Origin of the sequence: Peptoniphilus lacrimalis DSM 7455, assembly GCF_000378725.1 — a bacterium.
Taxonomy (GTDB): domain Bacteria; phylum Bacillota; class Clostridia; order Tissierellales; family Peptoniphilaceae; genus Peptoniphilus_A; species Peptoniphilus_A lacrimalis.
On sequence record NZ_KB900372.1, the window covers coordinates 91,591 to 118,411 of the forward strand.

20 protein-coding genes and 1 pseudogene are annotated in these 26,821 nt (G+C 29.9%); 1 reads left to right on the forward strand and 20 read right to left on the reverse strand.

The window, feature by feature from the left end; translation table 11 throughout:
• Positions 1–275 precede the first annotated feature (275 nt).
• The gene (locus F594_RS0106160) at positions 276–1,178 is read left to right on the forward strand and encodes a DMT family transporter (protein WP_019034935.1); all 903 of its coding nucleotides are present in this window, start codon (positions 276–278) and stop codon (positions 1,176–1,178) included.
• A 454-nt stretch (positions 1,179–1,632) separates the two neighbouring features.
• Here F594_RS0106160 and F594_RS0106170 read toward each other — a convergent pair whose 3' ends face one another.
• From F594_RS0106170 to F594_RS0106265, 20 genes and pseudogenes are all read right to left on the reverse strand, one after another.
• Positions 1,633–6,825 (reverse strand): S-layer homology domain-containing protein, encoded by a 5,193-nt coding sequence (locus F594_RS0106170; protein WP_019034937.1) that lies wholly within the window; start codon positions 6,823–6,825, stop codon positions 1,633–1,635.
• A 185-nt stretch (positions 6,826–7,010) separates the two neighbouring features.
• Entirely contained in the window at positions 7,011–7,415 is a 405-nt protein-coding gene (locus tag F594_RS09230) for a GIY-YIG nuclease family protein (RefSeq protein WP_009344912.1), read from the reverse strand.
• Positions 7,416–7,518: 103 nt separating this feature from the next.
• Positions 7,519–7,704, reverse strand: coding sequence for a DNA/RNA helicase domain-containing protein (locus tag F594_RS09940; RefSeq protein ID WP_232202567.1), 186 nt, complete (start codon positions 7,702–7,704; stop codon positions 7,519–7,521).
• A 279-nt stretch (positions 7,705–7,983) separates the two neighbouring features.
• On the reverse strand, positions 7,984–8,106 hold the full coding sequence (locus F594_RS09945; RefSeq protein ID WP_019034938.1) for a hypothetical protein: 123 nt from the start codon (positions 8,104–8,106) through the stop codon (positions 7,984–7,986).
• A 619-nt stretch (positions 8,107–8,725) separates the two neighbouring features.
• A complete protein-coding gene (locus tag F594_RS0106190; protein ID WP_009344917.1) occupies positions 8,726–9,262 on the reverse strand; it encodes an LOG family protein in 537 nt (178 codons plus the stop codon).
• Between the two features lie 623 nt (positions 9,263–9,885).
• The gene (locus F594_RS0106195; RefSeq protein WP_019034940.1) at positions 9,886–10,971 is read right to left on the reverse strand and encodes an alpha/beta hydrolase family protein; all 1,086 of its coding nucleotides are present in this window, start codon (positions 10,969–10,971) and stop codon (positions 9,886–9,888) included.
• 209 nt (positions 10,972–11,180) lie between these two features.
• Positions 11,181–11,798 carry a DNA alkylation repair protein gene (locus F594_RS0106200; protein ID WP_019034941.1) on the reverse strand — a complete coding sequence of 206 codons (618 nt, stop codon included), beginning with the start codon at positions 11,796–11,798 and terminating at the stop codon, positions 11,181–11,183.
• Positions 11,799–11,967: 169 nt separating this feature from the next.
• Complete coding sequence (locus tag F594_RS09240) at positions 11,968–12,282, reverse strand: GNAT family N-acetyltransferase (protein WP_211208582.1); 315 nt, start codon at positions 12,280–12,282, stop codon at positions 11,968–11,970.
• A 110-nt stretch (positions 12,283–12,392) separates the two neighbouring features.
• A complete protein-coding gene (locus F594_RS0106210; protein WP_019034943.1) occupies positions 12,393–13,181 on the reverse strand; it encodes an alpha/beta fold hydrolase in 789 nt (262 codons plus the stop codon).
• A gap of 591 nt (positions 13,182–13,772) precedes the next feature.
• Positions 13,773–15,638, reverse strand: a complete 1,866-nt coding sequence (locus F594_RS0106215; protein WP_019034944.1) for a recombinase family protein — start codon at positions 15,636–15,638, stop codon at positions 13,773–13,775.
• A gap of 55 nt (positions 15,639–15,693) precedes the next feature.
• The gene (locus F594_RS09730) at positions 15,694–15,831 is read right to left on the reverse strand and encodes a hypothetical protein (protein ID WP_004838640.1); all 138 of its coding nucleotides are present in this window, start codon (positions 15,829–15,831) and stop codon (positions 15,694–15,696) included.
• Positions 15,832–16,218: 387 nt separating this feature from the next.
• A complete protein-coding gene (locus tag F594_RS09950) occupies positions 16,219–17,082 on the reverse strand; it encodes an ATP-binding cassette domain-containing protein (RefSeq protein WP_322785902.1) in 864 nt (287 codons plus the stop codon).
• 33 nt (positions 17,083–17,115) lie between these two features.
• Positions 17,116–17,478: pseudogene (locus F594_RS09955) on the reverse strand (ABC transporter ATP-binding protein); the annotation flags it as partial.
• An 81-nt stretch (positions 17,479–17,559) separates the two neighbouring features.
• Positions 17,560–18,363: a KilA-N domain-containing protein gene (locus F594_RS0106230; RefSeq protein ID WP_019034946.1), complete on the reverse strand. Its 804-nt coding sequence runs from the start codon at positions 18,361–18,363 to the stop codon at positions 17,560–17,562.
• Between the two features lie 189 nt (positions 18,364–18,552).
• Entirely contained in the window at positions 18,553–20,073 is a 1,521-nt protein-coding gene (locus F594_RS0106235) for a recombinase family protein (RefSeq protein ID WP_019034947.1), read from the reverse strand.
• Entirely contained in the window at positions 20,066–21,808 is a 1,743-nt protein-coding gene (locus tag F594_RS0106240; protein ID WP_019034948.1) for a recombinase family protein, read from the reverse strand. Before F594_RS0106240 ends, F594_RS0106235 begins: the two co-directional genes overlap by 8 nt.
• On the reverse strand, positions 21,801–23,519 hold the full coding sequence (locus tag F594_RS0106245) for a recombinase family protein (protein WP_019034949.1): 1,719 nt from the start codon (positions 23,517–23,519) through the stop codon (positions 21,801–21,803). Before F594_RS0106245 ends, F594_RS0106240 begins: the two co-directional genes overlap by 8 nt.
• 98 nt (positions 23,520–23,617) lie before the next feature.
• Positions 23,618–23,785 (reverse strand): hypothetical protein, encoded by a 168-nt coding sequence (locus F594_RS0106250; protein WP_000332792.1) that lies wholly within the window; start codon positions 23,783–23,785, stop codon positions 23,618–23,620.
• Positions 23,786–24,236: 451 nt separating this feature from the next.
• Positions 24,237–24,641: a sigma factor-like helix-turn-helix DNA-binding protein gene (locus tag F594_RS0106255; RefSeq protein ID WP_072469600.1), complete on the reverse strand. Its 405-nt coding sequence runs from the start codon at positions 24,639–24,641 to the stop codon at positions 24,237–24,239.
• Between the two features lie 810 nt (positions 24,642–25,451).
• Positions 25,452–26,795 carry an MATE family efflux transporter gene (locus tag F594_RS0106265; RefSeq protein WP_019034951.1) on the reverse strand — a complete coding sequence of 448 codons (1,344 nt, stop codon included), beginning with the start codon at positions 26,793–26,795 and terminating at the stop codon, positions 25,452–25,454.
• Positions 26,796–26,821 lie beyond the last annotated feature (26 nt).

Here is a 26,821-nt window from a genome sequence, read left to right on the forward strand (position 1 = left end):
GTCGTCTAAAACATCTGTAAATAATCGTAAACCCAAACATATACATTATTTAGCTTGGTCTATTCTATAAATTTAAACTCCTAGTCTTTTTAATAAGATTATAATATAATCTCAATTATAGTCGATTTTTACATTTAGGGTTTTAGTCTTCACATTCATACTTAAAAGATAATATCAAGTTGATAACTTGGAAATTTCTTAGATGAGATGAGTTGAAATTAACTTATTAAATAAAATTCAATATCTTTATTTAGTCAATATAGGAGGAAGATTTATTGAAGAATAAGAATTATACTAAGGGTTTATTTTATGCAACACTCGGTGCTTTGGGCTGGGGTATTTCTGGAATATGCAGTCAGTATCTTTTTATGAATTATGATGTTGATTCCTCTTGGGTAACAGCAGTTAGAATGGTCTTGTCTGGTATTTTACTTTTAGGTTTTGGGGGTATTAAAGATAAGGATAAGCTTATAAAAATTTGGACTGTTCCAAAAGATGTGTTCTGGCTTTTTGCCTTTGCTATTCTAGGACTTTTGATGGTTCAGTACGCCTTTATCAGTGCAATAAAATACTCAGACACTGCTACTGCAACAGTCTTACAAAGTCTTAACGTTGTTATAATGATTGTTTTTATGTCCATTGTAACAAAAACTATGATGAAATTTTCTCAAATAATAGCAGTCTTTTTAGCTGTTTTTGGAACCTATCTAATTTCTACTGGAGGAAATCCAAGCACCATGAATATATCTACATATGGGTTAATTTTTGGATTACTTTCTGCAGTTGGTGTTATAACTTACACGCTTTTTTCTCGACCTATTATTGTTAGTTGGGGAAATATAATAGTAACTGGATGGGGTATGCTTATAGGAGGCATTGTTATATCAATCATTACAAAGGCTTGGATTATTCCAAAAGAAATGGATTTTATGGGATGGCTCATGATTGCAATAATAATTGTAATTGGTACTGCTGGAGGATTCTCAATTTTCCTTGAAGGTGTAAAACATATTGGACCTGTCAAGGCAACTTTAATAGGATGTATAGAACCTGCTTCGGCAACCCTACTTGCAGCTATATTTTTGGGAATGAGATTTTCATTAGTAGAGTTAGGAGGATTTTTTTGCATTTTGTTGACAGTCTTTTTATCTGCCAAGGACAAGGATAGAGAAAATTAGTAAAGTATTATAAAAAATATCTAATAAAAATTTTTATTAGACATTTCTCAAACTCTCTCTATTTGGATACAATTTAATTCTTAATTTTTTAACGCATAAAGCATCGGTTTAAATACCTATAATTAAAACCCGTTAAAATGTTTCAATAAAAAACCTGTAGCAAATGATATCTATCATCTTTAGTGGAAGGACCAATAAGGAGGGTATTTTTATGAAATATATCTATGAATTCAAAAAAGAATGTGAACAGTTATATAGATAGGGTAAATGACCTGGTACACCTAAAAGAGTTGAAAATACTTTTTACACCTACCTTTTTTTGCTTTCATCATAAAAAAATATATGGTCCAAGTTTTATCCCTTAGACCATATATTATAACTTCTTCCTTAACAACACTTTTAACCGCTAAAATTTTAAGATATACCTCAATAAGTGTTGTTAGATCATATTAAATTATTTTTCTTCACCATAAGGTGGTATTGGAAAAGTAAATCTCTTTCCATTTAACCTAATCCATCTTTCACTCTTGCCGTCAGAAAGTCTTTTATAGTCATGACCATTCATGGCTTCAACTATTGGACCATATGCCCAATGACTATCATTCATATCAATCATAGGTGCAAGTTCTTGTACATGAGCCTTCGCAAAATCTAAATCCGCATATCTATTCAAAATCCTGTTTGTTGAACTTACGACTTCTGCTCTTGTTATATTTTTTTCAGGTTTAAAAGTACCGTCTGGATATCCGCTTATCCATCCTTTTGCTTCTGCTGAACATATTACCTTATATGCCCAATGATTCTTACTTACATCACTAAACTTAAGGTCAGCTTTATCAGCTAAGCTATCAAACCTTGATGCTATTGAAGCAAACTCTGCTCTTGTTATTGGAGCATTTGGTTTAAATGTTCCATCTGGATAACCAGAAACTAATTTCTTTTCACTCATAAATGTCACTGCATAAGCATACCAGTCATTTTCTTTAATATCTTTATAAGGCATAATATATTTTCTGCCCTTTTCTGGTCTTTCCTTTAACAATCTCGCAAACATCATAGTTACTTCTGCCCTAGTCATTGGTTGATCAGGTCCAAAAGTTTTATCGGGATAACCCTTCATATAAGCGTAATGGTCATCAATATTTAGGATTGGTTCTCCTATTTTTTCATAATAATAATATTTATGCTCAGGTTTTGGTTCTGGCTTTGGTTCTGGCTTTGGTTCCGGCTTTGGTTCCGGATTTGGTAAAGGTTTAACTTGATTTTTTACAAGTATTGTATATTGGATTGTTTTATTATCCTTTTGATCTTTGATAATAAAATCCTTACCATCTTCAGTTTGTTCTGCTTTCCATTTAAAATTATAAACTTCTTTTTTACCAGATTGTGAAGTTGCCTTTCCTTTAAAATTACCATAGACATTACCTACAACTGTTAACTTACTTCCATCGGATACATTATCATTCACTTTAATTCCAGGAACTTTTAAATCTAAGGTATCTGAAACACTTGTTACATCCTTATATAAATCAGTAAATTTAGTGTAATTGCCGTTTTTTAAAGTCATTTTTACAATGATTTTATTTCCATCACGCTTAAGATCTCCAGCTTTAACTTCAAAAAGTTTATTTTCTGTTAATGTTGCTTTTAAATCAGCAGGTATTTCTAATCCTTCTGGAATTGTAAGCTCTGCTATAAATTCACTTTTTATATCTTTTGTTGTTATATTGTCAGAATCTCCTGCATAATTATCTTTTAAAAGTTTTATTTGCTTTTTAATACTACTTACATCAAGTCTGCCAGTGTATTCAAGAACATCGCCAGCCTTAACTTCATGTAAGGCATTATGTTCAGTATCATCACCGATTAAAATATCTCCACCTAAAGTAAGTTCTTGTGGAAGATTAACTGTAAGATTAACTGTAAGATTAATTGAGTCATTATCATCTTCACTCTGAGTGAAGTCTTTTCCGTCTGCTGTTTGTTTTCCAGTCCATTGATAATTAAATACTTTTGTTTTTAAATCTTTTGTTGCAACACCTATAAATGTCCCTGATACTTCTCCTTTTACTGTTAAATTACCTTGGGCTGTGTCTTTTACTTTAATATTTGAAATTTCTAAGTCTAATTTGTCATTTACACTTGTTACATCTGTATATAAGTCAGTAAATTTAGTATAGTCTTTTTTAAGTGTCATTTTAACAATGATTTTATTTCCATTAACCTCTGTACTTTCGACTTTAAAAAGATTATTTTCTGTTAAAGTAGCTTTTAAGTCTTTTGGTATTTCTAAACCTTCAGGAATTGTAAGCTTTGCTATAAATTCACTTTTTATATCTTTTGTTGTTATTTCATTTGAAGAATTATTATTGTTTTTATCAAAGTCATCTTTTAAAGATTGTATTTGATTTTTAATTGAAGAAACATCAAGTCTTCCATCAAATGTTAAAAGGTCCTCTTTATCTACTGGATAAATGCTATCATGTTCTGTGTCATAGTCTTCATTAGCCTTTTTAACAAGTAAATCTCCACCAAGAGTTAATTGAACGGGTTTTGAAACCATTATTGTATATTGGATAGAAGAACCATCTTTTGCTTCTGAATCTTTTCCCTCTATTGATTGGTTTCCAATCCACTTAAAGTCGAATTTTTTAATTGTATTGCCATCTTTAGCTACTGCAGAAAAATTCCCTTTAACTTCTCCTTTAATCGTGAATTTTTCACCGTCTTTTATTTTATCAAAATCTTTTAATTTTAGTCCATTAACTGTTACTGAAAGGGTATTATCTTTATCACCTGTTGAAAAAACTGCATCTTTTAATTTTTTATAATCAGTCATTCCGTCTTTAAGCTTAAATGTTACAGTTATTTTTTGTCCTTTTACTTTTGTTTCACTAATTTCAAAACAATTGCCAAGTCCCTTAGCTTCTACTTGTAAATTTTTAGGAGCTTCTACTTCTTTAGGCAAAGTTAAAGTGGCAGTAAATGTTGATTTTGTTCCTGTTAAAGAAATTTTATCAAAGTCTTTTTCTTCTTTATTAAATATTCCTTCAATTAAATTCATTTTATTTTTAATAGAAGATACATTCACTCCACCTGTCAAAGCAAATTCTTCATTTTCAGAAATGATTTTTATATCTTTACTTGTTTCTTTGCTGTCTGACCAAATATCAGAGTCAATTGTTTCTTGTGAAGAAATTTTATTTTCATTAGGAATATTCGGATCATCTTTCCAAGACAAATAGTAAGTTGTATCAGCAGTTATTTGTGGGTTTTCACCCTTCATAATAAAGCTAAAGAATTTATAATCATCAAATCTTATTGCTTTTCCGCCAGCTTCTGCTCTATCTGAAAAATAATCCAGATTTGAAATCACAAAACCTGTTTTTGTTGCATCTTTATCCGGTTTTAATTCGTTATGGTCAAGTCCGTTTAATAAATCAAATAACTTATCATTATATTTAGCCTTTTTATTTAATACTGCAACTTCGCCACCATTTGCATCTTTTTCAATTGTAAAGACATCTGTTTTAGTTTTAAAGATTGACCCTTCGCTAAAAGTTCCCCCATTTGCTGAAAAAGAAACTTTATATTCATTATCAGTGTATTTTGCGTATAAATCTATTTGACTTTGGCCTTCAGTAAAGTTTATTTTTTCTTTTGCATTATAAACTTTTCCGCTTCCGTCAGGAGCTGTTGTCCAGCCTGCAAATTTTTTACCTTCTACATTGAAGTCGGCTTTTTCTTTTACTATATCTTCAAAAGATAAAACTTCTATATTTTGTGCATCTTCACCTGCAGAAGAAATATAGTCTTTTCCGGCTCCATTATGGTAAATAACTGTTTTTCTTTGCCATTTTGCATAAACTTCTGTGTCAGTAGTTAGTTTTTCGTCCCAATTATATGCTTTTTCTTCACCATTAGCTGTCTTGTAGAACCAGCCTAAAAATTTAACACCATTTTTATCTGTTGGATTTTCAGGTTTAACATTTCCTACTACATCATCAAGTTTATAGCCTCTTATTGTTTTAAATTCTTTGTCTGCATTAGTATTATCAGAAAAACTTGCATCAGCATTATTTAATTTAAAAGTTACTTTAGCTCCTGGTACAAAAACGTGTTTTTTATTATCCTTTGATGGATTAACTACTGGATAAATATATTCTTGACCATTTTTATTTATTGGTTTTAATTCATTTATATTACTGTCTTTAAGAGTAAAATAAGATAAATATTCATCTCCATTTTCTTTACCATTTGTTGGAGTTGTAATATTATAGTTGTAAGTAGAATCATAGGCTATTAAATATGATCCACCTGTTACTACATAGGTACTTCCAGTTCCGCGATTTGCTCCACCACAATCAGCATTTTTATCTATTGCATCTGTATTTACAACAGAATTTCCCTTAAAAGTTAAATGACAAGGTCCACTTGTTCTGCCTGTTCCATAAGATGGTGTCCATTGCATATTTGTAGTTTCAAAAGTTGAATCTTCAAAAATAACTTCTCCCGGCTTATAATTAATATTAAGTCCACCGTCAGTGCTGTTTTTTATTATGAATTTTGAATCTTTAACGACTAATTTTTCTGAAACCGTAACTCTTGAGCCATCTGCTGTTACTATCGAGTTGTTTTTTATTTCTGATGGTCCTAGAAGTGCAAATGAATTTTTATATCCTGAAACTCCTTTCGCTTTATACACATAAAATTCAGAATTATCTAAATGTAATCCTCCTTTTAATGTTCCATCCTTTTGTTTACATGGATCAAAATAATACCACACATCTTTAGTTGTAAGAGAAGCATCTTTCATATAAAGTCCTGAATATTGCTCACTTGATCTAAGCTTACCTTCAACATAAACTGTACAACCAATAAACCAAGAATCAGAAGAATAAGAAAATCCTCTACCAGTTTGTTCTTTAGCAGAAATTTGTAACTTATCTTTAGATTTACCATTAATTTTAGCTCCGTCAGCCAAACTAAAAGCTATTTCATTTTTATCTAAAACATAATTTCCGTCGTTTATCTCTGCTCCTTTTTTAACATTAATTGCTGTTTTATAGCCTGACATTGTTAATGTTGTTCCATCAGCAACAGTTAAATGACTTCCTTCTACTAATTCAATTCCAGTTCCATTACCTTGCATAGTTACATCTTCAAGAAATTTTAATGTTATTTTTTTATTAACTGTTATATTTTTTTCAGCTAAGCTAAGAACATTGAGAGTTCCCCCATCATTGATTACTTCCATTGCCTTAGCAAAAGTTTTAACCGGATGTTCTACTGAACCGTCATTATTATCATCGCCTTTTGCAGAATCTAAATAAACTTCTGTTAGATTATTTCCTCCAGGTGCTTTTTCTGCACCACTCATTTTTTCTAGATTTTCAGTTAAAAAAATATCTTTCTTATTAACTTTATCTTTATTCTCACTTAGTTCATCAGTAGGTTTAATAATATTATCTTCTTCTAACTTTGCACTACTTTCCTTAGTATTAAAATCATCAAACGATTTAGTGCTTATATTTTCATTATTAATCGGTAAATTATTACCCTCAGCATAAACCACCTCTATAGATGGTCCTATGATACCTATAAGCATTAATATTGATAGAAATAAAGAAATAATTTTATTTCTCATACAAACGGACACCCCTTTCTTAATTGTATTTGTTATTTGATTATAACACAAAAAATTATATATACATATTTTTTTAGTGTTCATATAAAAGACTGTAAAATAAATTTTTATGCACTAATTATTTCACAGTAGAAAATTTCACAAAACCCCTAGAGATTTTGTTTGCTATGCTTTTTAGTAGTTTTTTAGTTTCTTACTTTGTATCTATCTACATCGATAGCCATGTTAGTGAATTTATTCTCTAAATAAGAAATTTCTGTAGGCCCAAATGAGTTGTTTTGTGTTGTTAACATAACTGCATCAGAAAAATAAATTTCATCTTTTAAGTGTTCTGCTACTCTAAATAAAACACCTTCACCATTTTTTCTTATACCAGCTTGACCTATATATACTTCGTCATCCCCATCATCATTCTTGCCAAATAAAAAATATACTCCACTTTGCTTTAAATCTAGTCTATCCTTACATTTATCAAGATAGGTTCTTGGAATTTTATAAGCAATACCTGTCCAATTTGATAAAGTACACTTTATTCTTCCAGTAACTTCCCCATCCATTAAAAAAAGATTAAAATTTTTACTATTTTTCATTATTTAGCTCCTTGTATATTTTATTGTCATCAATAAAAGCAATCTTTTACCTTAAGCTGTATAAATTCCAGCTTTCATGTTTTAAATATCTATAAATAAATTTTTATATTTCCTCTAATCCTATTTGTTTCAAATAATTATATGTACCATCATAAAACTTAGGCTGTCTAGTAATATCTTCACGAAAACCTTTCGGTATAAATATTATCATTCCTTGCCTTGCTCTTGTGAGAAGTACTCTGTACGTATTTTTAAGAAATAATTTATCTTCATTTTTTAAAAAATTAATCTACTGTATCCATGTGTTTTTTTGTTGAAGCTTAGTCTCGCAGATGAATTATTACTACTAATTATCCCAAGGATATTATCAATATCTCTGTTTACAAATTTATTAATATTATCTTCATAATATGAGTTTAATCTAAACTTGTGTGCTACTTTTGTTTAATAATCTTAAAATCAATAAAATGCTTTTCTTTGACTTAAAGATATAGTATGAATAAAAATTCATATTTGTCAAAAGCCTAGTGATTGAGAATAGACCGATTAATATTATAATTATTTATTTCTATTTTTTGCTATTCATTCCTATTATCATACCTAATAACATCCCCATAGACATCCCAACGGCTAAATTTTCTTTACCTAATGCTATTCCCACAGCAGTTCCTAGACACATACCAATTGCCATACCTTCAGAAATATTATTTTCACTTTTTTGTTTGTCTTCATTAGATTTTTATCCCGTTTTTTTCTTAGCACTAAAAACCGCATAAACAGCAAGAACGCATATTAAAAATACAGGTAATATTATTCTTAATATCTCCATATTATATTCTCCTTTTAATAAAAAGTATCCAAGTTAGAAAACAATCAATCCTCTATCTTCATAACCATGTTCACTTGTATCATTAGCACACATTATAGGTCTATCAAGAGTCATAATTGTAGCAAGCTCTCCATCTATCTTTTCTACGGATTTTTTATAAGTACTATGATTTTCCCCTTGGTCTTTTTTAATAAAAAATTTACTACTATCCTACATAAAACATCACATGTTTTTTAAAAGAAGGTTATTAAAATTTTTATATAAATAAATATCATATTTATATTTCTCAAAAGCTTTGTATGTGGGAGTAGACTTATAAATTCTAAAATTATTATACTCTTAAAGCAGTAATAAGTATTACGAATGCCATCATTTCTTTTATAGGAAGAAGGTTTTTTGTTGCATAATACCATCACAAACGATGATTTATCACCACCAAGTTTTATTTCAAATTGTGATTTAACGTTCTATTGGGGGTAATTTAAACCGATTCCAAAATTTGTTTTATATTGTTGAGATTTTCAGCAAAATAAATTCCCTCTTGTCGCTCATTGGAAGATAATCCTTTTTCAATCATATGATTCAAAAGTGCTTTCAAATCATTGTAGTACCCGTTCAGGTTGTAGATAATACACGGTGCATCAAGCTGTTTCAATGACACCTTTGATATTACTTCTGTAATTTCTTCTAGTGTTCCCGTACCCCCTGGAAAAGCAATAAAAACTTCTCCCAACTCAATCATTTTATTTTTACGCTCCGCCATATCCTTAGTCACGATTAACTTAGTTAATCCGTCATGCTCAAATTCGTTTTCTATAAAAAATTCCGGCTCTACACCAGTTACTTCTCCTCCTACTTTCAAAACACTATCAGCAATTGCACCCATCAGACCAGATTTTGAACCGCCATAGACTAGTGCATTTCCACTGTTTCCAATCCATGCCCCTAATTCTTCAACTGCTTTTCGTAAACATGGGTCACTTCCTTCGTTTGCTCCAAGATAAACTGTAATATTCATTAAAAATTCTCTCCTTCAAATTCCGAATTATCTAATATCTACTAGCTTCAATTTCACTGCCTACAAGAACCTAAAACTGTCGAGTTATTGGATTGATTGTAAGTCTTTTCCTTTTTTCAAAACTCACTCCCCATAAATTACATCTAATCTTAGGTTAATAGCTGACACATACTTTGCCGTAGATATGTTTTTATATAAAAAAACCAATCTTTTCAATATTTTGGCTACAAATATGCTCCCAAAAACTCCAAAATACTCCACTTTCTAATGATTACCCATTTTTTATTTACATCAACACCACACTCTCAACATGCCTTGAGAGGTCAGTATGAATAAAACTAACAAATTTTCAAAAGCCTTGTATGTGGAAATAAATCCATAGTTCTCTTTGATATCAAACCATTTATTAATTTGAAGCTCTTAAATGGATAAATTTCTTATCAGTACTAGTCATTTTTCTCATTTGCCCCAGTATTAACAAGACCAATACTAACATATTAAATAAGATTAATTAATTAATTAAATTCCTACTAGCATTTGATATCAAGGACATATAGGAGATCACTAATATTATCATTTTCTTTGTAAAAGGCTTCATTAAATCATTATCTCGAAATGTCAATTTAATTTGAGCTTATAGACTCATCATAAAAGTCGACAAACTGTTCAAACAGATCGACATCCAGCCTGTTGCTCCATCGCTTTCTATCAAGATGAAGCTCAATATACTTGGCCTTATCTTTCATAAAGCGCTCTTTATTTTTCTCCGCCTTATAATCATAGTCCAGGCTTGCGGTCCATTTTTTGAATGCATCATTGAACTCCTCTTTGTAAGTGTTGTCGCCATCAACAAAGAAATCGCTGTGTCCTTTATTTTTGAAGCAAAGAAATGTAAATCTCGGATCGTCTTTATACTTTTCATAGTATAAATCGTATCCATATTGTATAGGAACCGTCTTGTCATCCTCACTGTGTGCGACCAAGATTGCCGCATCACTCGATTTAAAACCATCCATCGCTGTATTCGTAGCGTACTTTCCAAAATTAATCCACTCATGGAGTTTTACAAAAGGCATCATCACGCCAATAAAATTGCCCGCTTCTTCTTTTCCTCCGACCTCAAAAATATCCGAAGAACTGTTGGTTCCACAACATGCGATCACCGCTTTCACCTCAGGGTGATACGTAAGTACACTACAAACGCAATAACCGCCCCAGCTATGTCCGAACAAACCGATCGGTAAATTTGGGAAATTTCCACTATCTTCGATAAAGGATATCGCATAATCCAAATCAATCACACCTTGTGGAAATCCGCCTACGCCTTCACCATCGCTTTCATCATTTCCTGTCGCATCGTAGGCGAATACATAGTATCCATGTTGCGCAAAGTAATTGATACAATCCATATACGAATTGTGACCACCGCCGCCAAAACCATGTGCGAGAATAATGATTCCTCGCTGCTTGCTACCTGCACTGTACCAGTATCCCATGAGCATTTGCCCCTTATCTGAAGGAAACTTATAATTTGTGCATTTAAGCCTTTCAAAGTCTTCAACTTTATACATTAGCGGCTTGTAACTTTCAAATCGCTGATTGATGTTATCATTGTATATCATTGTTGAAAAAGCCCACAAAGCACCTACGATTAGTACGAGTACAGTGAGCACAATCATTCTTACTCTTGATTTTTTTGAGTTTCTCATTAGTATTCACCTACTTTTTTCCCTTTTAGTATGTGCTTTTCAATAATATCCTTTCAAGCAATACCACCGTCTCAACATGGCTTGAGTGGTCAGTATGGATAAAATTTTAATTTTTTAAAAAGCCTCGTATGTGGGAATATATCCATGAACTTTTTAACTATAGCTTAAGGTTATCGTTAAAAGGTATTACCTCGACAAACTGGGAGTTGTCAGCCTACAAGCTTACTCGCTAATTTGTATACTTGATTTATTTCTTTGCTTTCTAACTTCCAGTTGCAGAGTTCAGCTTTAATTAACTCTGGAAATTTTTTACTAATATCTCTTAAAGCATTCCCTACCGATTTTCTAACATATTCACTCGTATCTTCTTTTAATGCAGCAATTCGTCTGATAGCTTCATTCGGATTATCTTTGAAATATGGTCTACTTGTCCATATTCTAAGTCCCTCTGTAACTGCTCTCCTTGTATTAGGATTATTGTTTTTTAACCATTCATCAATTATTGGAAGTGCTTTTTCATATCCTATTTTCTTGCAAAATTCATCAAATGCCTTCGCCAATACTTCCTGAACTCTCCAATTATCATCTTTGGAAACTTCATCTCTCATAAATGCTAAAATATCATCTTGCTCTGATAAGTATCCAAAAAGAAATACACCATACATTCTAACTTGATAGGCATCAGATTTATATGCTAAAAATGCTAATTTTCTTATATACTCATTATCATTAGATTTATAATCTGCAAAGGCTCTTTTTTCCTCCTCTTTGAAGCCATTTTCTATCAACGAAAATTCTTTTTCTAAACTCACGATATATTCTTTCATGCAGCTTCATCTCCTCCTAACTTCCAATTTCTCACTTTTCCACCTTTTTAAATCTTATTAATCAGCTTTCTTTTGAATACACTGCAGCCATCATTTTCTCCAATAAATTCAAAATCATTTTTCATCGCAATTCGTTTGGAATTTTCCTGGTTCGGGGCACATTCAATAATCAAGTTTTCCCTATATTTGAATTACGCTTTATAAAGGCTTTTGTTAATTCATTAGCATATCCTTTCCCCCAGTATATCTTATTTAGTATCCAACCAAATTCGAAGGAGTCATTGTCATACTCATGAAATATTACATATTCGATAAACTTCTGACTAAAATCTTCCACCGCATAAATCAAAGGAGGGTCAATCAGTGCGACACTGTTTAGAAAATCCGCTATTTTTTCCCATGAAAAAGGCGGTTCTATAAATTCCATGACATCTTCATCTGAAAGTAGATTATAGAGTTCCGTTAGATCATTAACTGTTTTCAAAATAATATTCTATTGTATTATTTAATTTATATTTTCAGTTAGAAAAACTGGGATTTGTTTTCTCACAGCATTCAATTTTTCTCATAAAAAACAATATCCTTTCAGTCTATTTATTCTGCACTTGTCCAAAAATCCTCTACAGTTTCATTAAACTCTTGTGGCACATCCATATTGACACAGTGTCCTGAATTTTCAAAAATGGCTACCCTACAATTTGGCTCACTTATTTTCCATTGTTTTACTGCCTCTAATTCCATTGGAATATCAAAGCTTCCACATCCAATCAACAAAGGGTAATTTCGTTTTCCAGTTTTATACTTATTTATCATACTATTGAGCCTTGCCATAAATATAAATGATTTTTTAGGAAAAAGTATGTTCATATCAAAAAACTCATCTTGTGCCTGTAAAGTATATGCAGAAATTTTCTTGTTCTCTTTTGCAAACCACTTAATCGAAAAGAGAGCTTTCAACATCATAATCTTCTGTTTCGCACCATTTTGCTTTTGCATTTTAATATCAACATTATTGATATCATATCCTCCAAAGCAAGCCATTGAACTTACTAAGTTTGGATAATGATTCGCAAAATCCTGTGCCAATACTGCTCCTAATGAAACACCGACAATATGTACTTTTTTAATATTTTCCACCTTTAAGATTTCGAATATCCATTCTGACATTTTATCTATGCCATCCCCTTTTTGGGTATCCGTTGACTGCCCATGACCAATAATGTCAACAGCCAAAATATTGTATTTGTTGTGAAAGTATTCAAACTGTGATTTGAACATATTATGATTGACAAAAGCAGCGTGAATAAAAAGTATCCATTCAGTATAATCTCTTCCACTGATAAAATATGTGATTGGTGAATTAACTAACTTTATTGATTTCATATCTTGCTTCCTTTCATTTCATCAAGAAGTTTTTGCCACCACTCGATATTGAATTTCATAAGATCTTTTCCATATCGAGTTGCAGTAAACTGATAATGAAGAATATCCTTATTTTCATCAAAACTTTGAATTTTACTGCTTCCTTACAAAGTGCATTCAACATATCATAGTGTTTTTTAACTTTAAAATATACACTTGTAATCCCGACTCACGTTTTTCTTTTGTTGAAAAGCCCATAAAGTATAATTTAGCCAATTCAGGATTTTTGCTGTTCTGTATTTCCATTGGAGCGGATACCCACTCAATGAAATTTTGTTTTCCACTATCCGTTATTGAATAATTTTTTTATATCGCCCATTTTCAATAGCTTCTTCATACTTAATATATCCACAATTAAGCAATTTTTTTATAGCAGCTTGTATACTTCCCATACTGCTGCTATACATCAAATTAAATGGAGCTTCATACCAGATATATCCTATAAGGGCTGTATAGTAGAGCTTTTCAGCTTTGCTTATTCCCCGCTTCCTAAATCGTTCTTTGTATCTCCACACACCATATCAATACAAACATAAACATCAATATAATTTTTCAGGACTTTTTTCGTCCTCCATCGCCATCTTCATTAAAGACATAATGCTTGTAAAACTGCTTAAAATGCAGGATTTTCACGATTTCACTCTTTGTATCAACGCTATGCACTCCACATGCGTTGTCTTTTGCTTGGGAACATAATTTTTTATCCTCGTCATTCTTGTAGGGGCACAATTTATTAATGTCATTGTCTTTGGCATTTTTTCTTTTATCTTTGAATTTATTAGAATCTTGACTATCTTTAACTCCTGTTTTGAAATAGAATGTTAAGTCATAAGGATGAACTGTTCCGTCTTTGTCAATTCTTCCAACCACGACTTTATCAACTATGCTTTCAAATACTGTTCTGTTAAATTCTTCTATAATTTCTCTATTTTCTAAGATCTTTTTAAATTGCTTTAGTCTTTCTTTAATAGAGTTTTCATCTTTTATCGTTAGTTCCAGTGTTTTCTTTTCATCAAGTAATTCTTCTTTTTGTTTTGTAAGTTTTTTATACTTTTTAGCATAAACTTCTTCGTCTATACTGTCTTCTAAATGAAGATCAACTAACTTTCTTTCTTGACTAATAATTCTATTTAATTGGTTTTCTATCTTTTTCAAATCTTTGACTAAGGTATTATCATTTATTTCTTCTTCTACAATTTTTAAAAAGTCATCTATTACTGTTGAATCTGCATTACATAATTGCCTATAGCTTTCAACAAATGCTTTTTCTATTGCTGCTTCTTGTATTCCTTTTGAATGAGGGCAATATTTTTTACCTTTTTTAGTTGACTTTACACATTGCCAGTTAATTTTCTTATAAATTGAACTAGTGTGCCATGTTCTTCTTGAAAGTATTTCACCACAAAATCCACATTCTAGCATACTTGAAAAAGCATATTGCCTTGATAGTTTCTCTCTCTTTCTATCCTTATTAGCAATGGTGTTTCTATTTTGTGCTCTCCTGAGTCTAATCTCTTGTGCCTTTTCAAAATCTTCTCTTGATATAATTGGCTCGTGATGATTTTCAATGTGGTATTTATCAGATTCACCAAAGTTTGCTAGTCTTCTTTTTGTTATGGGATCAACTGTGAAGGTCTTTCCCATTAGTATATCTCCAATATACTTTTCATTTTTAATTATTCCTAACACTGTAGTATCAGACCATTTTGTTTTACCTCTCGGGGTGAGATATCCTTGCTCTTCTAGTTCCCTGCCAATGACTGAGCCACCATTGCCCTCTAAATATCTTTTAAAGATGTATCTGACAATTTTGGCTTCTTCTTCATTTATAGAGATACTTTTTGTTATAGGGTCATAGTCGTATCCAAGGCAACCTTGAAAGCCAATAAGCTCCCCCTTTTCCATTTTCATTTTCAGTCCTTTTTTTACATGGGCTGAGGTATTTTCTACTTCTTGTTGAGCTACTGAACTTAATATTGTTAATAGTAACTCTCCATCCATTGTCAAAGTATCTATATTTTCTTCTTCAAATACTACACCAACATTGTTTTCCTTTAATAGTCTTACATATTTTAAGGTATCTAATGTATTTCTAGCAAATCTTGATATAGATTTAGTAATTATCATGTCTATATCTCCATTTTGGCAATCACTTATTAGTCTCATGAAATCTGCTCTTTTAGTAGCAGTTGTTCCTGTTGTTGCTTCATCTGCATATATACCAGCCAAAGTCCAGTTTTTATTATTTTTTATTAGATTTGTGTAATAATCAACTTGCGATTTATATGATTCAAGTTGGTCTTTACTATCAGTGCTAACTCGACAATATGCTGCAACTCGTTTTAAATCTAAATGTAGTGCATTTCTATTTCTAGCTCCTGTATTTGAAGCTTTTATTAATTTTACTTTAGTATTCATTTTACCTCCTTCCCATTTTGTATCTTTCTACAGTGTTATTATATCACAAAATTAACTACTTTCTATCTCTCTTCTTATAATCATTTTCTATTCTATTTTTTATTTTTGTATATTCCTTATCATTAATTAATTTAAGATCATAAAGTCTACATAACATAGCAACTCTCATACTATAAATCTTTATTGCTTGCATTTTTACCTCCTATGTAAGTTAATTTTTTTACCTTAGTAAGTTGTTTAAATTTAAAATATGCTAAACCCACCTAAGCAACCTCAATAATATTGGTACTTCAAAGTATTTTGATTTTTATAGAAAGATGACAAAATACCCCTCACCTTATAAAGTGAAATTTGTCCTCTTTGGTAACCAGAATTTTTATTTTTTTATAGTATTTTTGAATTTTAATGATTAATTTGAACATAAAAAGAGGACTTATGCTATTGGGCATAAATCCTCAAAAATAAAAAAATATTATAAAGTTTATATTATGGAGTATTCAAAAAAATACTATTCATAACTTCTCGTTTTTCTTGCGTGTTTATCATATGTCCCTCTTCTAATTTACTAATGTATGCATTTTCATAAATAAGTGAAATCAATCACTTTATCACAAACTGACTCTAAAAACTCAACATCATGGGATATTATTAAAATTAACTTATCTTCTTCTTTTACTTTCTTTATGTTTTTAGCTACTATTTTCATATTTCTATAGTCCAATCCACTGGTTGGTTCATCGAAAAATAGAATTTTCTTGTCTGATAGTAAAGCGGATAAGATAATTACTCTCTGTTTTTGTCCTCCTGACAAGGTGTGAGGATTCCTATCACTGATATTTTTCAACTCCATATCTTTTAGCCAAGTATCTAAAACATAATCATCTTTAATATTTGATGTTAATACTATTTCATCTTTGACAGTGTCCGTGAATAACTGATAGTTCACTTCCTGCATAATAAGCAGGCTCTCATTTAGCCTACTTTTTATATTTAAATTCTCATCATCTTTTAAAATTTTACCTTTATTTGCTTTGTATAAGCCACATATGATTTTTGCTAATGTAGACTTCCCAATTCCATTTTCTCCAACAATCCCAATAATATTCCCATAGCAAAATTTAAGATCCTTGATGGACAAAAATATTTTGGTATTTCTTTTGAATATCAGATTTTTTAACTCTAATAAAGTCCCTTCATTTGAAGTTTCAAAATCATCAAATCTTTCAATAGCTTTATAATCAGAATGCCTAAGTCCTGTTCTCATTCGTTCATCTTCACTTAGATTTTCAATTTCGTCCATACTATATTCTCTGATGATTTTTCCATCCTCTAAGTATATTGCTCTATCAACAATGTCTTTTAAATACCACAACCTGTGTTCTGCAATAATAATAGTTTTTCCTAAAGATTTAAGCTTTTTTATTGTAAGCGATAGTTCTTTCATTGACTTTATGTCTAAGCTTGAAGATGGTTCATCAAGAATAAATATCTCAGGGTTTAATGCGTAAATGCTTGCTATAGCAATTTTCTGCTTTTCTCCTCCAGAAAGATTGAATATATTTTTATTCATCAAGTTTTCAAGATGAAGCTCTTTTTCTACCTCTTTAACCCTTTTGTTAATTACGTCTCTTTCTATTCCGTAATTTTCTAAACCAAAAGCAATCTCATCTGTAGTGTTTGTTGTATAAAATTGTGTTTTAGGATTTTGAAAAACTGAACCTACATCCTTAGATAATTTATAAATTGGTGTGGTAAATGTATTCATACCATTGACCATAACACTGCCAGAAATGTCCCCATTATAAAACTCAGGTATTATACCGTTCATAAGCTTTAATAGAGTCGACTTTCCCTACAATGTCAAGCAATTGTTACATAAAATTAGACGATATTTCTATCGCCTAATTTATAAATAAAACTTTTATTTTAACTTTTTTATACGTTCACTTTCTGTTAGAATCCTCATTTGTTCAATAGCAATTGCATTTAATTTTTCTATCCTTTCAGTTGCATCCATTCCCTCATTTATGAAAACAGCATTTAAGTTCTCAAGATTTGATAAACACACTAATTGTGATATATCAGCATAGTCTCTCATATTTCCTTTTAACTCCGGATTATTTTCACGCCATTCTTTTGCTGTCATTCCAAACAAAGCTACATTTAATATATCTGCTTCACTTGCATAGATATAGTTTATTCTTTCCTTTGATAATTTTTCAGGGACAAGTTTATTCTTAATTGCATCTGTATGAATTTTGTAATTTATCTTAGCTAAATTCCTCTTGATATCCCAACCTAATTGTTTTTGTTCTTCTTCTTTTAAGCGCTCAAACTCTTTAATAAGATAGAGCTTAAAATAAGGTGATACCCACGACGCAAATTCAAAAGCTATGTCTTTATGTGCATATGTTCCACCATATCTTCCTGCTTTGGCAACAATTCCGATAGAATTCGTCTTATTGACCCATTGTTTAACCGATAAAATAAAACGATTAAAACCTGCTTCATTTTTAATTCCCTCGAATTCGGTGGAATTAAAATTCGCATTATACATTTCTTCCCATATTCCTAAAAATTCAATTGTATTTTTATTCCTTAGCCATTTTTCTATTAGTGCCACACCATTTTCAACATTTCTAACCATTTCGGTTAAAGAAATATAATCTCTATTATCTATGGCAATAATGCTAATTTCTGATCCTTCTACATTTATTTTAGACACAAAAATCACCTCACAATATCTCATTTTAACTATAATTATATCATTTTTTTATTTGTTCCTAAATATTTACCCTATCAACTCATAGTAAACAGTACTATTTATTTCCGCAAATTTCCTCGCCATTATTTTCACTTTGGCGTATTAAAATTAAAGTTGGCGAGATTATGAGTTACTTTTAATGCTATTCATCTATTTTTCTAAAATTTCTATTTCTCCACTTCTTGATACAATTATTTTATCAATTTTATTGTCTAAATAAGCCTTCAATAAACTTTCTTCGTCTAAGACTGTAATATCCGTTTCTTTCCTTGAATCAATCTTCTCTGATTTTAATTCTTTCAACCTACTCTCCAGTAATACCTTTTTATCATGGATAAAAGTTTTTTCCTTTAAATAGTCATCTTTTGAAATATTTTTCTTTTTATAGTTTTCATAGATGATTTGTAAATTACTGTTTAATATGGATATTTCCATTAGAATCTCTTCTTTCACATTCTTGTGTTCTATGACTTTCTCTTCATTTAATGTGTTTTGTATCTTAAAATCTTTTAATTTGGGTTTTATAAGTTCAATAATATCTTTCTCTTTGATATTGTTTGGTTTTTTCTCAGCTTTACATAAATTACAATAATAACTTTTATACTTGTATATTTTATCCGAATTTTTCTTTTGTCTAATATCACTGCGAAAACTCATATGTCTACCACATTCTTTACAAAAAATCTTATCAGAAAAAATAGAACGATTTTTGTTTCCTGTATATCCTCCAAAACTTCTTTTTTCTTTTATTTCCTTTACCTCATCAAATACTTCTCTTGAAATAATCGCTTCATGGGTATTTGGAAGAATTTTCCACTCCTCTTCAGGAAGTAAAATTCTTTTTCTTCCACCTATTTTTGTTTCTTTGAATTTATTATATACATAATCTCCTGTATATAGTTCGTTCCTTGTAATCTGTGAGATAGCTGCATTTGTCCAAACTCTTTTCTTTACCTCACTTCCAGTAATTAAATTTCCAGTATAATCAGAAAGTTTCAGTTCTTCTTTTCGTTCAGAGCGTGTAATATAACCTTTTTCATTAAATATATTAGCTACTTGAATACAGGAATATCCTTTTAGCAATAAATCAAAAGCTTCTTTAACTATAAAAGCTGTTTTTTCATCAATGATGATACTATGTTTATCTTTTGGATCTTTAATATATCCAAAAGGTGCTGCCCAATTTATATTTTTCCCCTGCGATTTAATTTGCCTAATAGAACTTCTTACCTTTTCAGATAATTCCTTACTGAATAAATCATAATACAATGTCTTAAACTGTGTATCTGTATCTAAGCCATTACCTTGTTCTTTTAAAGAATCATAGTTGTCATTAATAGCAATAAATCGTATTTTTAGAAATGGTAATATATTGCTTAAGTAATCCCCAAGCAAAATATAGTCTCTTGAAAACCTAGACATATCTTTTACAATTATAGTTCCTACTTTACCACTCTTTATATCCTCAATAAGCCTTAAAAATGAAGGTTTATTTGTATTAGTGGCAGAATATCCATCATCTACATATTCTTCTATTTCACAACTTTTTAAAGATGTTTCATTTTCAATGTAGCTTTTTATATAATCTCTTTGATTTGCTATACTTTCACTTTCATCTACTTTGTGATAATCTTCTTCAGAAAGTCTTAAATATATAGCTATCTTATTCATGCTCTACCTCCAACTGCTTTCCCACATCTTTATCAAGTTTAAACTTAAAATATATGGTAACCTGCTTATACTCTGATATTTCTATATGGCTAATTAATGTATCGACCAATTCTTTATCAACTTCTATGCTTTTAGCATCCAAGCAGCAAAATAGTACATCTATAAATTCTATAATTTCTCTTTTTTTCTTTTTTATATTTCTTATTCTTTCATCAAAAACTTTTAACTCATTTTTTAAGGTTTTTATTTGATTATTTATTTTTTTACTTTCTATTTTAAAATCACTTAAAAGAACATCTCCTTTAACATAGTTTTCATATTGTTCTTGTAGATTGATACTAAGAGAAGCAATCTTTTTATTATTTACATCTGTTTTTATAAAAACTTGATTTATCTTTTCAGCACTTATATTTTCTAAATATATTTTTAGTTGTAATCTTTTATCCTTTTTATAAAAGCTTGAAAACAGTCTTTTTAAGGTATCTACTAAAATTTTGTCGAGGTCTGTCTCATATATTCTGACATGAGATTTTTCCAATTTTAATCTGTCTCCACCTTTACAATAATAGCAATAGCAAATCTCATCATGATATTTCAGTCCTCGTGGTCCATATTGTTTTTTCAAATTTCTACCACAAACACTGCATTGTATGAGGTCGTCATACTTTCCTTCTTTTTTATAATCTCTTTGAATTTTTACTCCAACATTTTCTTTTCCGTCTTTTATTATGTTTTTCAGTGAATGGTAAGGTAGATAGTTTTGTTTTTTCTCCTTTATCTCTCTGATATTTTCAAATGTAGTTTTGTCTATTAACCCTTCGTGGGTGTTCTCTATTATAATCCACTCTTCTTTATCACGAAACTTACTTTTCCTACTTGGATCATGTCTATTTGAGTATACTCTTTGAATCAAATTCCCAATATATACTTCATCAGAAAGCATTTTTGATATATAAGAAATATCCCATTGTTTTGTATCTTCTTTATCCTTAAAAATTTTACCTGTTCTTTTATATTCATCAGGTGTCGTATATGTTTTAGTCAATTCTCTTGCTATTTGCATATTGGATTTACCTTGACCTGCCATATAAAAGATAAGTCTTACTACATCTGATGCCTTTTCGTCCATCACCAGAACTCTTTTTCCATCAATTTTATCAACCTTATAGCCATACGGAGCCATCGCTCCTATAAAAGACCCTTGTTTCATTTTTACTTCTTTAGAGGCTTTTATTTTCTTTGAAATATCTTTTGCGTATAAATCATTAAAGATATTTTTTATTGCTATTTCATAACTCTGTTCTGATTTTATACCGTCTTTAGTATCCAAATTATCATTTACGGAAATAAATCGAACTCCCAAAAATGGAAATACTTTTTCGATATAGTTTGCGATTTCTAAATACTCCCTACCAAACCTTGACATATCTTTTACTATGATACAATTTATCCTGCCTGTTCGAATATCTTCCATCATTTCAATAAATGCAGGTCTTTTAAAATTTGTTCCAGAATACTCATAGTCCTTGTACACTCTTAAAATCTTTATATCTTTTTCGTTTGCAGCTTTTATGCAAAGTTCTTCCTGCATTTCAAGTGAATTACTTTTATCCCTGTAAGCTTCCTTTCTTTCCTGTGATAATCTAACATAAATACCGGCAATGTATATTTTTTCAATCACTTTTACAACTTCTGTTTCTGATTGTGATATATGCCTATTTTTTGTTCTAGCCATAGCATACCTCACTTTCAGCGCTTACAAGACTTTTATTCATAACAGTGGGTATAGTTTTTGACTTCCTGCTTTTATCGATACTTTTCTTTTTTATAGTGTTGGCTTTAATGTCAGACTTATCCATTTTTGTCATTTCTTCAAGTAAAGACAATTCTTCAGTATGATTAAACCTAACATCTATCGTCTTATCTTCAGAAATAAAAATTTTATCAATAAGCATCACAACAGACAATCTATCTATTTTAGATAAATTTTTATACTTGTTAATGTCAATGATCCAACTCTTATTTTTGTCAATCTTCTCCTTAGTATCTTCCTGTTTTTTTAATCTATACTCGATACTTTCATCTAATTTAGTCAATTTCTCTGTATAGTTTTTTCTAAAAAGTTGATATTCTTCTTTACTAATAACATCTTCTTTTAGATCAAGGTATAGGGAAGATAAGAGTTCTTCTGTCATTGCTTTTTCTCGTTTTAGTATAGGAATTTGATTGTCTTTCAAATTTTTATTTATATCTATACGCTGAACTTTAGAATATAGATTTTCATTAAATTCAATGTAGGACTTCATTATTTTAGATACTGCTTTTATCAAGGTTTTTTCTTTTATGCTGTGTCTTGTGCAAGATTTTTCCTTGTTGTACTTTGAACAGATATAGAATATCTCTTCTCTTTTTTTATACTTTACAGTCCTTCTAATCAAAGAACTTCCACATTCTTTACAAAAAAGCATTCCTGTAAAAATATCAATTTTGTCCTTTCCACGAGAGTTATTCAAATCTCTTTTAAGCATTGTATTTGCAATAGTAAAAACTTCTTTACTTATAATTGCTTCATGTGTATTTTCTACTCTTATCCATTCTTCTTTCTCTTTTTCTATCTGCTTTTTATTTTTATAACTTAAAGTAACACTCTTTCCTTGTAAAGTATTTCCAATATATACTTCATTTTCTATAATTCTATTTACTGTCTTTGCTGACCAAGTTCCACCTTTTGTATTTTGAAATCCATTACACTTAAATCCTTGACTTTCTTTATATTTTCTTGGAGTTAAAACTCCTAAATGATTTAGTTCATCTGCAATTGCCTTTGAGGAATATCCCAAGAGTTTCATATCAAATATATTTTTGATAATATCCGATATCTTTTTATCAATCACTAACTTGTTTTTATTCTCCTCAGACTTTTTATATCCATAAGGTGCAAAAGCACTGATAAAATCTCCTTTTTCTCTTTTTATCTTTTGAGAGCTTTTTACCTTATTGGAAATATCTCGGCAATAACTATCATTGATGAAGTTTTTTATAGGAAGTATAAGATGTGTATCGTTTATATCTGCACTTTTACTATCGTAATTGTCATTTACTGATATAAATCTTATACCATTTTCCGGAAATATTCTTTGAATATATTTTCCAGCTTCTATATAATCTCTTCCGAATCTTGATAAGTCCTTTACAATAATTGTATTGAACTTTCTATCATAGGCAGCCTTTATCATTTCTTTAAAATTGGGACGATCAAAATTTGCACCTGAATATCCATCATCAACATACTCTTTGATCATTGTAATTTGATTTTTTCTTGCATAAGAGTTTATAATTTCTCTTTGATTGGATATAGAGTTACTTTCTGTTTTTTCGCCATCTTCTTTTGATAATCTTAAATACATAACTGCCAAATTTTCTTTTGCTAAATTGTTTTTAAACATAAAAAAGCCTCCTTTAATTCAATTTACATACAATAAATCGAACCAAGGTTAGGCTTCCACAAAAATATTATAACGCTCCTTATATTTTTTGTCAGCCCCTAATAGACAGAAAATTTTTCTTTGATGTATTCCTCTACTAAATTTTCTAAACTAAATCCATTCTCATTAAATTTAACTTCTATATTCCAACCATCAATTTGATTTATCATCTGTTTATCTTTTTTATCTGTTTTCATTTCTGTATTTATATTATGTTCATCACACATAATACCTTCTCCTTATCTTCAATATTTTTAAGTTTTTTGACATTAACAGGCGTGTAGGTCACGACATTGGAATTTCACCACCGCCCCTTTTCAAGATGAGCCGGCAACAACTGTAGAAGTATCATTATCCCCATTTGCTTCAATGCATCAGTTTCCTAGGCTGAATATATAATTTCTTTTTGTCGCTCGTTTTCTTTTATCCTTCTTTTAACTAGAGTATTTATTTAAACCGAAACTCTTATCAGCAGAAAAGTCATGGCGAAGAAATTATAAAGCTCCACAAATGGTTAATGTCCTGTCTTGGTCTATTCAGTTGTCAAGGTTCAAATCTATATATAACGAGGTTTTAAAAGTCCCTCTATATATAAACCTTAATTTTTATGCCTCTTGTTTCCATTTTTTTGAAGTATTTTTTAATTTCCCATAAAACAAGAAGATCCTTAGTAATTCCCTAATCTTCTACATCGAGTAGTTTTTTTAGTTTTTGTAATATTTTATTTCTTGATGTGAAAATTTTTTTGGAAGATACATCTTTTTCTTTTGCTAGATCTCGGATTGTTTTTTCTTCAAAATATAAAGCATCGATTATCTTTCTTTCTTCCTCATTTAAGTTATCAAGTGCCTTATATAGATCCCCTATTCTAAGCTTAGTCTCAATTATCTTTTCTACATTTACACTTTTATCTACTATATTTTCTATAGCATCATTTTCGCTTGTAAAATAAAGATCTCTATACTTTCTATCTAGTCTTGATAGATACTCTTCACGATTCTTTAGTTTCTTATATTCTCTATAAATTTCATCGCTTACATATATTTTCTTTCCATCCACATAAATATATTTTTCTTTAGACATCTTGTCCTCCTTTTCTTTTTCAAATTCTTTTTTGAAAATAAAAAAAGGAGGACTGCGACATTTAGACATGCCGCGTCCTCTAAAAAATAATAGTTTAAAAACTAAATGCAGTTTTTTATTAAATCTAAAAAATAAAAATAAATATGATGTTTAAATAGGTAGATAAACTTATTATTTCCTTATATAGATTTTTTATCATTAAAGTATCTACCTCCATTACACATATATCTTTCTAAATATTGATATGAGCATAATTATCTTTTTTAGTATCTAAATATTTTATTAAAAGTATTAATAACTAAAGCTTGTCATGAAATTTATCAGCTTCCATGCTTGTGTGATTATCTAAATTATTATTAAAATAATTTATAAATCTGAGTTTTATTTGTTCTTTCAAATTCTTAAATTTTTTATCATCCTTAGATTCAACTAAAAAATAGCATATATAGATCTGAATTCTTCACAACTGAATATTTTATCTATTAATATTTCTATAATATTTGTATTAATAATACTGTCTACATCCTTTAATACAAATTCTATGAATTTCACAAAATTAAATTTTTCAGAAATTAAATCATATAAAATATCCTCTTTTCTTTTATAATAACTATATAAGCATCCTGTACTTATTCCCGCTTATATATCATTGTTGACTTATTAAACCTTTTGGAAATAAATACTTTTTTCCCAATTTTTTTGTATTTGTAATTTTTTTGATTGACGGATAATCTTTATCTTTTTGAATTTTCATTCACAATGAAAATCTCTCCTTTCAAAGTCTAAATATATTATTTTTTAAAATGTTATTTAGTTGCCTTTTACCATTTTTGAAAGAGCTTTTCCTTGCATTATTAATCCAACTATAATCATCAATAAATCAACTGCCGGCTCTGCCCACCAAACTGCACTACTACCAAAAATTTTAGGAAGTATTAACATAGCTGGAACAAATAAAATAAGTTGTCTTAGCATTACAATCTTTCCTGCCTTTTTGCCATCACCAATAGCTTGGAAAAATGTTATGGTCATAACCATTACTCCGTATAAAATAAATACTGAGTAAAATAATCTAAGATTATTCAATCCTTGTGATATTATTTCTTCACTTACATTAAATCCTGATAGAATTTCTCTTGTAAATATTTGTACAGGTATCCAAAATATTGCAGCAAGAACTAGTCCGCCTATTGAAAATACTTTCATAGTTTCTCTTACCCTATCAAATTTTTTAGCACCAAAATTTGTTCCAACGACCGGTTGAAGTCCTTGGCTCATTCCCCAAAGTGGAATGAATGAAAAGGCATAAATTCTTAGAGTTGCTGCCATTAATATGCCGTTTGTCTCTCCTCCGTATAAAAAGGCTTGTTTATATAAAAGTGTCTGTTGAATCATAAAGAAAACTTGCATAATCATTGCAGAAACTCCTACACCAAACATTTCTTTATAAACTTCTTTATACTTTCTAATTTTTCCTATTTTTACATTTTCACTTTTATTTTTAAAGTAATATAAAGTTACAATAGCTTGAATAATTTGAGCAACTACGGTTGCAATGGCAGCCCCTTCTATGGCATATTCTCCCATAGCTTTCATAAGTATTGGATCAAGAATAATATTTATAAAGGCTCCCATTGCCATAATTCCCATGGCTCTTTTCATAAGACCTTCGCCACGCATAACCATATTAGCTGATTGTGTGAAGTTTACAAAAATAGAGCCTAAAAATATTACCCTTAAGTACCTAACTCCAAGTTCTTTAATCTCTCCACTTGCACCTACTAAGTCTAGAAAATGTGGAGCTAAAATTATTCCTCCAACTGTAATTATTACGGAAAATAAAATTACAAAATAAATCAAATTTCCCATAATCTTATCTACGGTTTCTCTATCACCTTTTCCAAGAGATCTAGATAAAATTGATGCACTTCCCACTCCAAGTAAAGTTGATGTACCACTGTTAAAAAATGTAAGTGGAAGTGCAACTCCACAAGCGGTCATTGCACTTTGTCCTATAATATTTCCTGCAAAAATTCCATCCATTAATGGATATAATCCTATAACTATCATTCCGATTACGGCCGGAATTGATAGTTGAAACATTAAAGATAATGGACTTTTTGTAAGAAGTTGTTCTTTCATATCCTGTTTCACGTACTTACCTCCATTTATAATAAATA

Coding starts and splice junctions, on each gene's coding strand:
- F594_RS09950 (WP_322785902.1), bottom strand. CDS start 17,082: ATGAAAGAACTATCGCTTACAATAAAAAAGCTTAAATCTTTAGGAAAA.
- F594_RS0106250 (WP_000332792.1), bottom strand. CDS start 23,785: ATGTGTGATGAACATAATATAAATACAGAAATGAAAACAGATAAAAAA.
- F594_RS0106235 (WP_019034947.1), bottom strand. CDS start 20,073: ATGAATAAGATAGCTATATATTTAAGACTTTCTGAAGAAGATTATCAC.
- F594_RS0106245 (WP_019034949.1), bottom strand. CDS start 23,519: ATGTTTAAAAACAATTTAGCAAAAGAAAATTTGGCAGTTATGTATTTA.
- F594_RS0106255 (WP_072469600.1), bottom strand. CDS start 24,641: ATGTCTAAAGAAAAATATATTTATGTGGATGGAAAGAAAATATATGTA.
- F594_RS0106195 (WP_019034940.1), bottom strand. CDS start 10,971: ATGAGAAACTCAAAAAAATCAAGAGTAAGAATGATTGTGCTCACTGTA.
- F594_RS0106210 (WP_019034943.1), bottom strand. CDS start 13,181: ATGAAATCAATAAAGTTAGTTAATTCACCAATCACATATTTTATCAGT.
- F594_RS0106240 (WP_019034948.1), bottom strand. CDS start 21,808: ATGGCTAGAACAAAAAATAGGCATATATCACAATCAGAAACAGAAGTT.
- F594_RS0106200 (WP_019034941.1), bottom strand. CDS start 11,798: ATGAAAGAATATATCGTGAGTTTAGAAAAAGAATTTTCGTTGATAGAA.
- F594_RS09230 (WP_009344912.1), bottom strand. CDS start 7,415: ATGAAAAATAGTAAAAATTTTAATCTTTTTTTAATGGATGGGGAAGTT.
- F594_RS0106170 (WP_019034937.1), bottom strand. CDS start 6,825: ATGAGAAATAAAATTATTTCTTTATTTCTATCAATATTAATGCTTATA.
- F594_RS0106215 (WP_019034944.1), bottom strand. CDS start 15,638: ATGAATACTAAAGTAAAATTAATAAAAGCTTCAAATACAGGAGCTAGA.
- F594_RS0106190 (WP_009344917.1), bottom strand. CDS start 9,262: ATGAATATTACAGTTTATCTTGGAGCAAACGAAGGAAGTGACCCATGT.
- F594_RS09730 (WP_004838640.1), bottom strand. CDS start 15,831: ATGCAAGCAATAAAGATTTATAGTATGAGAGTTGCTATGTTATGTAGA.
- F594_RS09945 (WP_019034938.1), bottom strand. CDS start 8,106: ATGGCAATTGGTATGTGTCTAGGAACTGCTGTGGGAATAGCATTAGGT.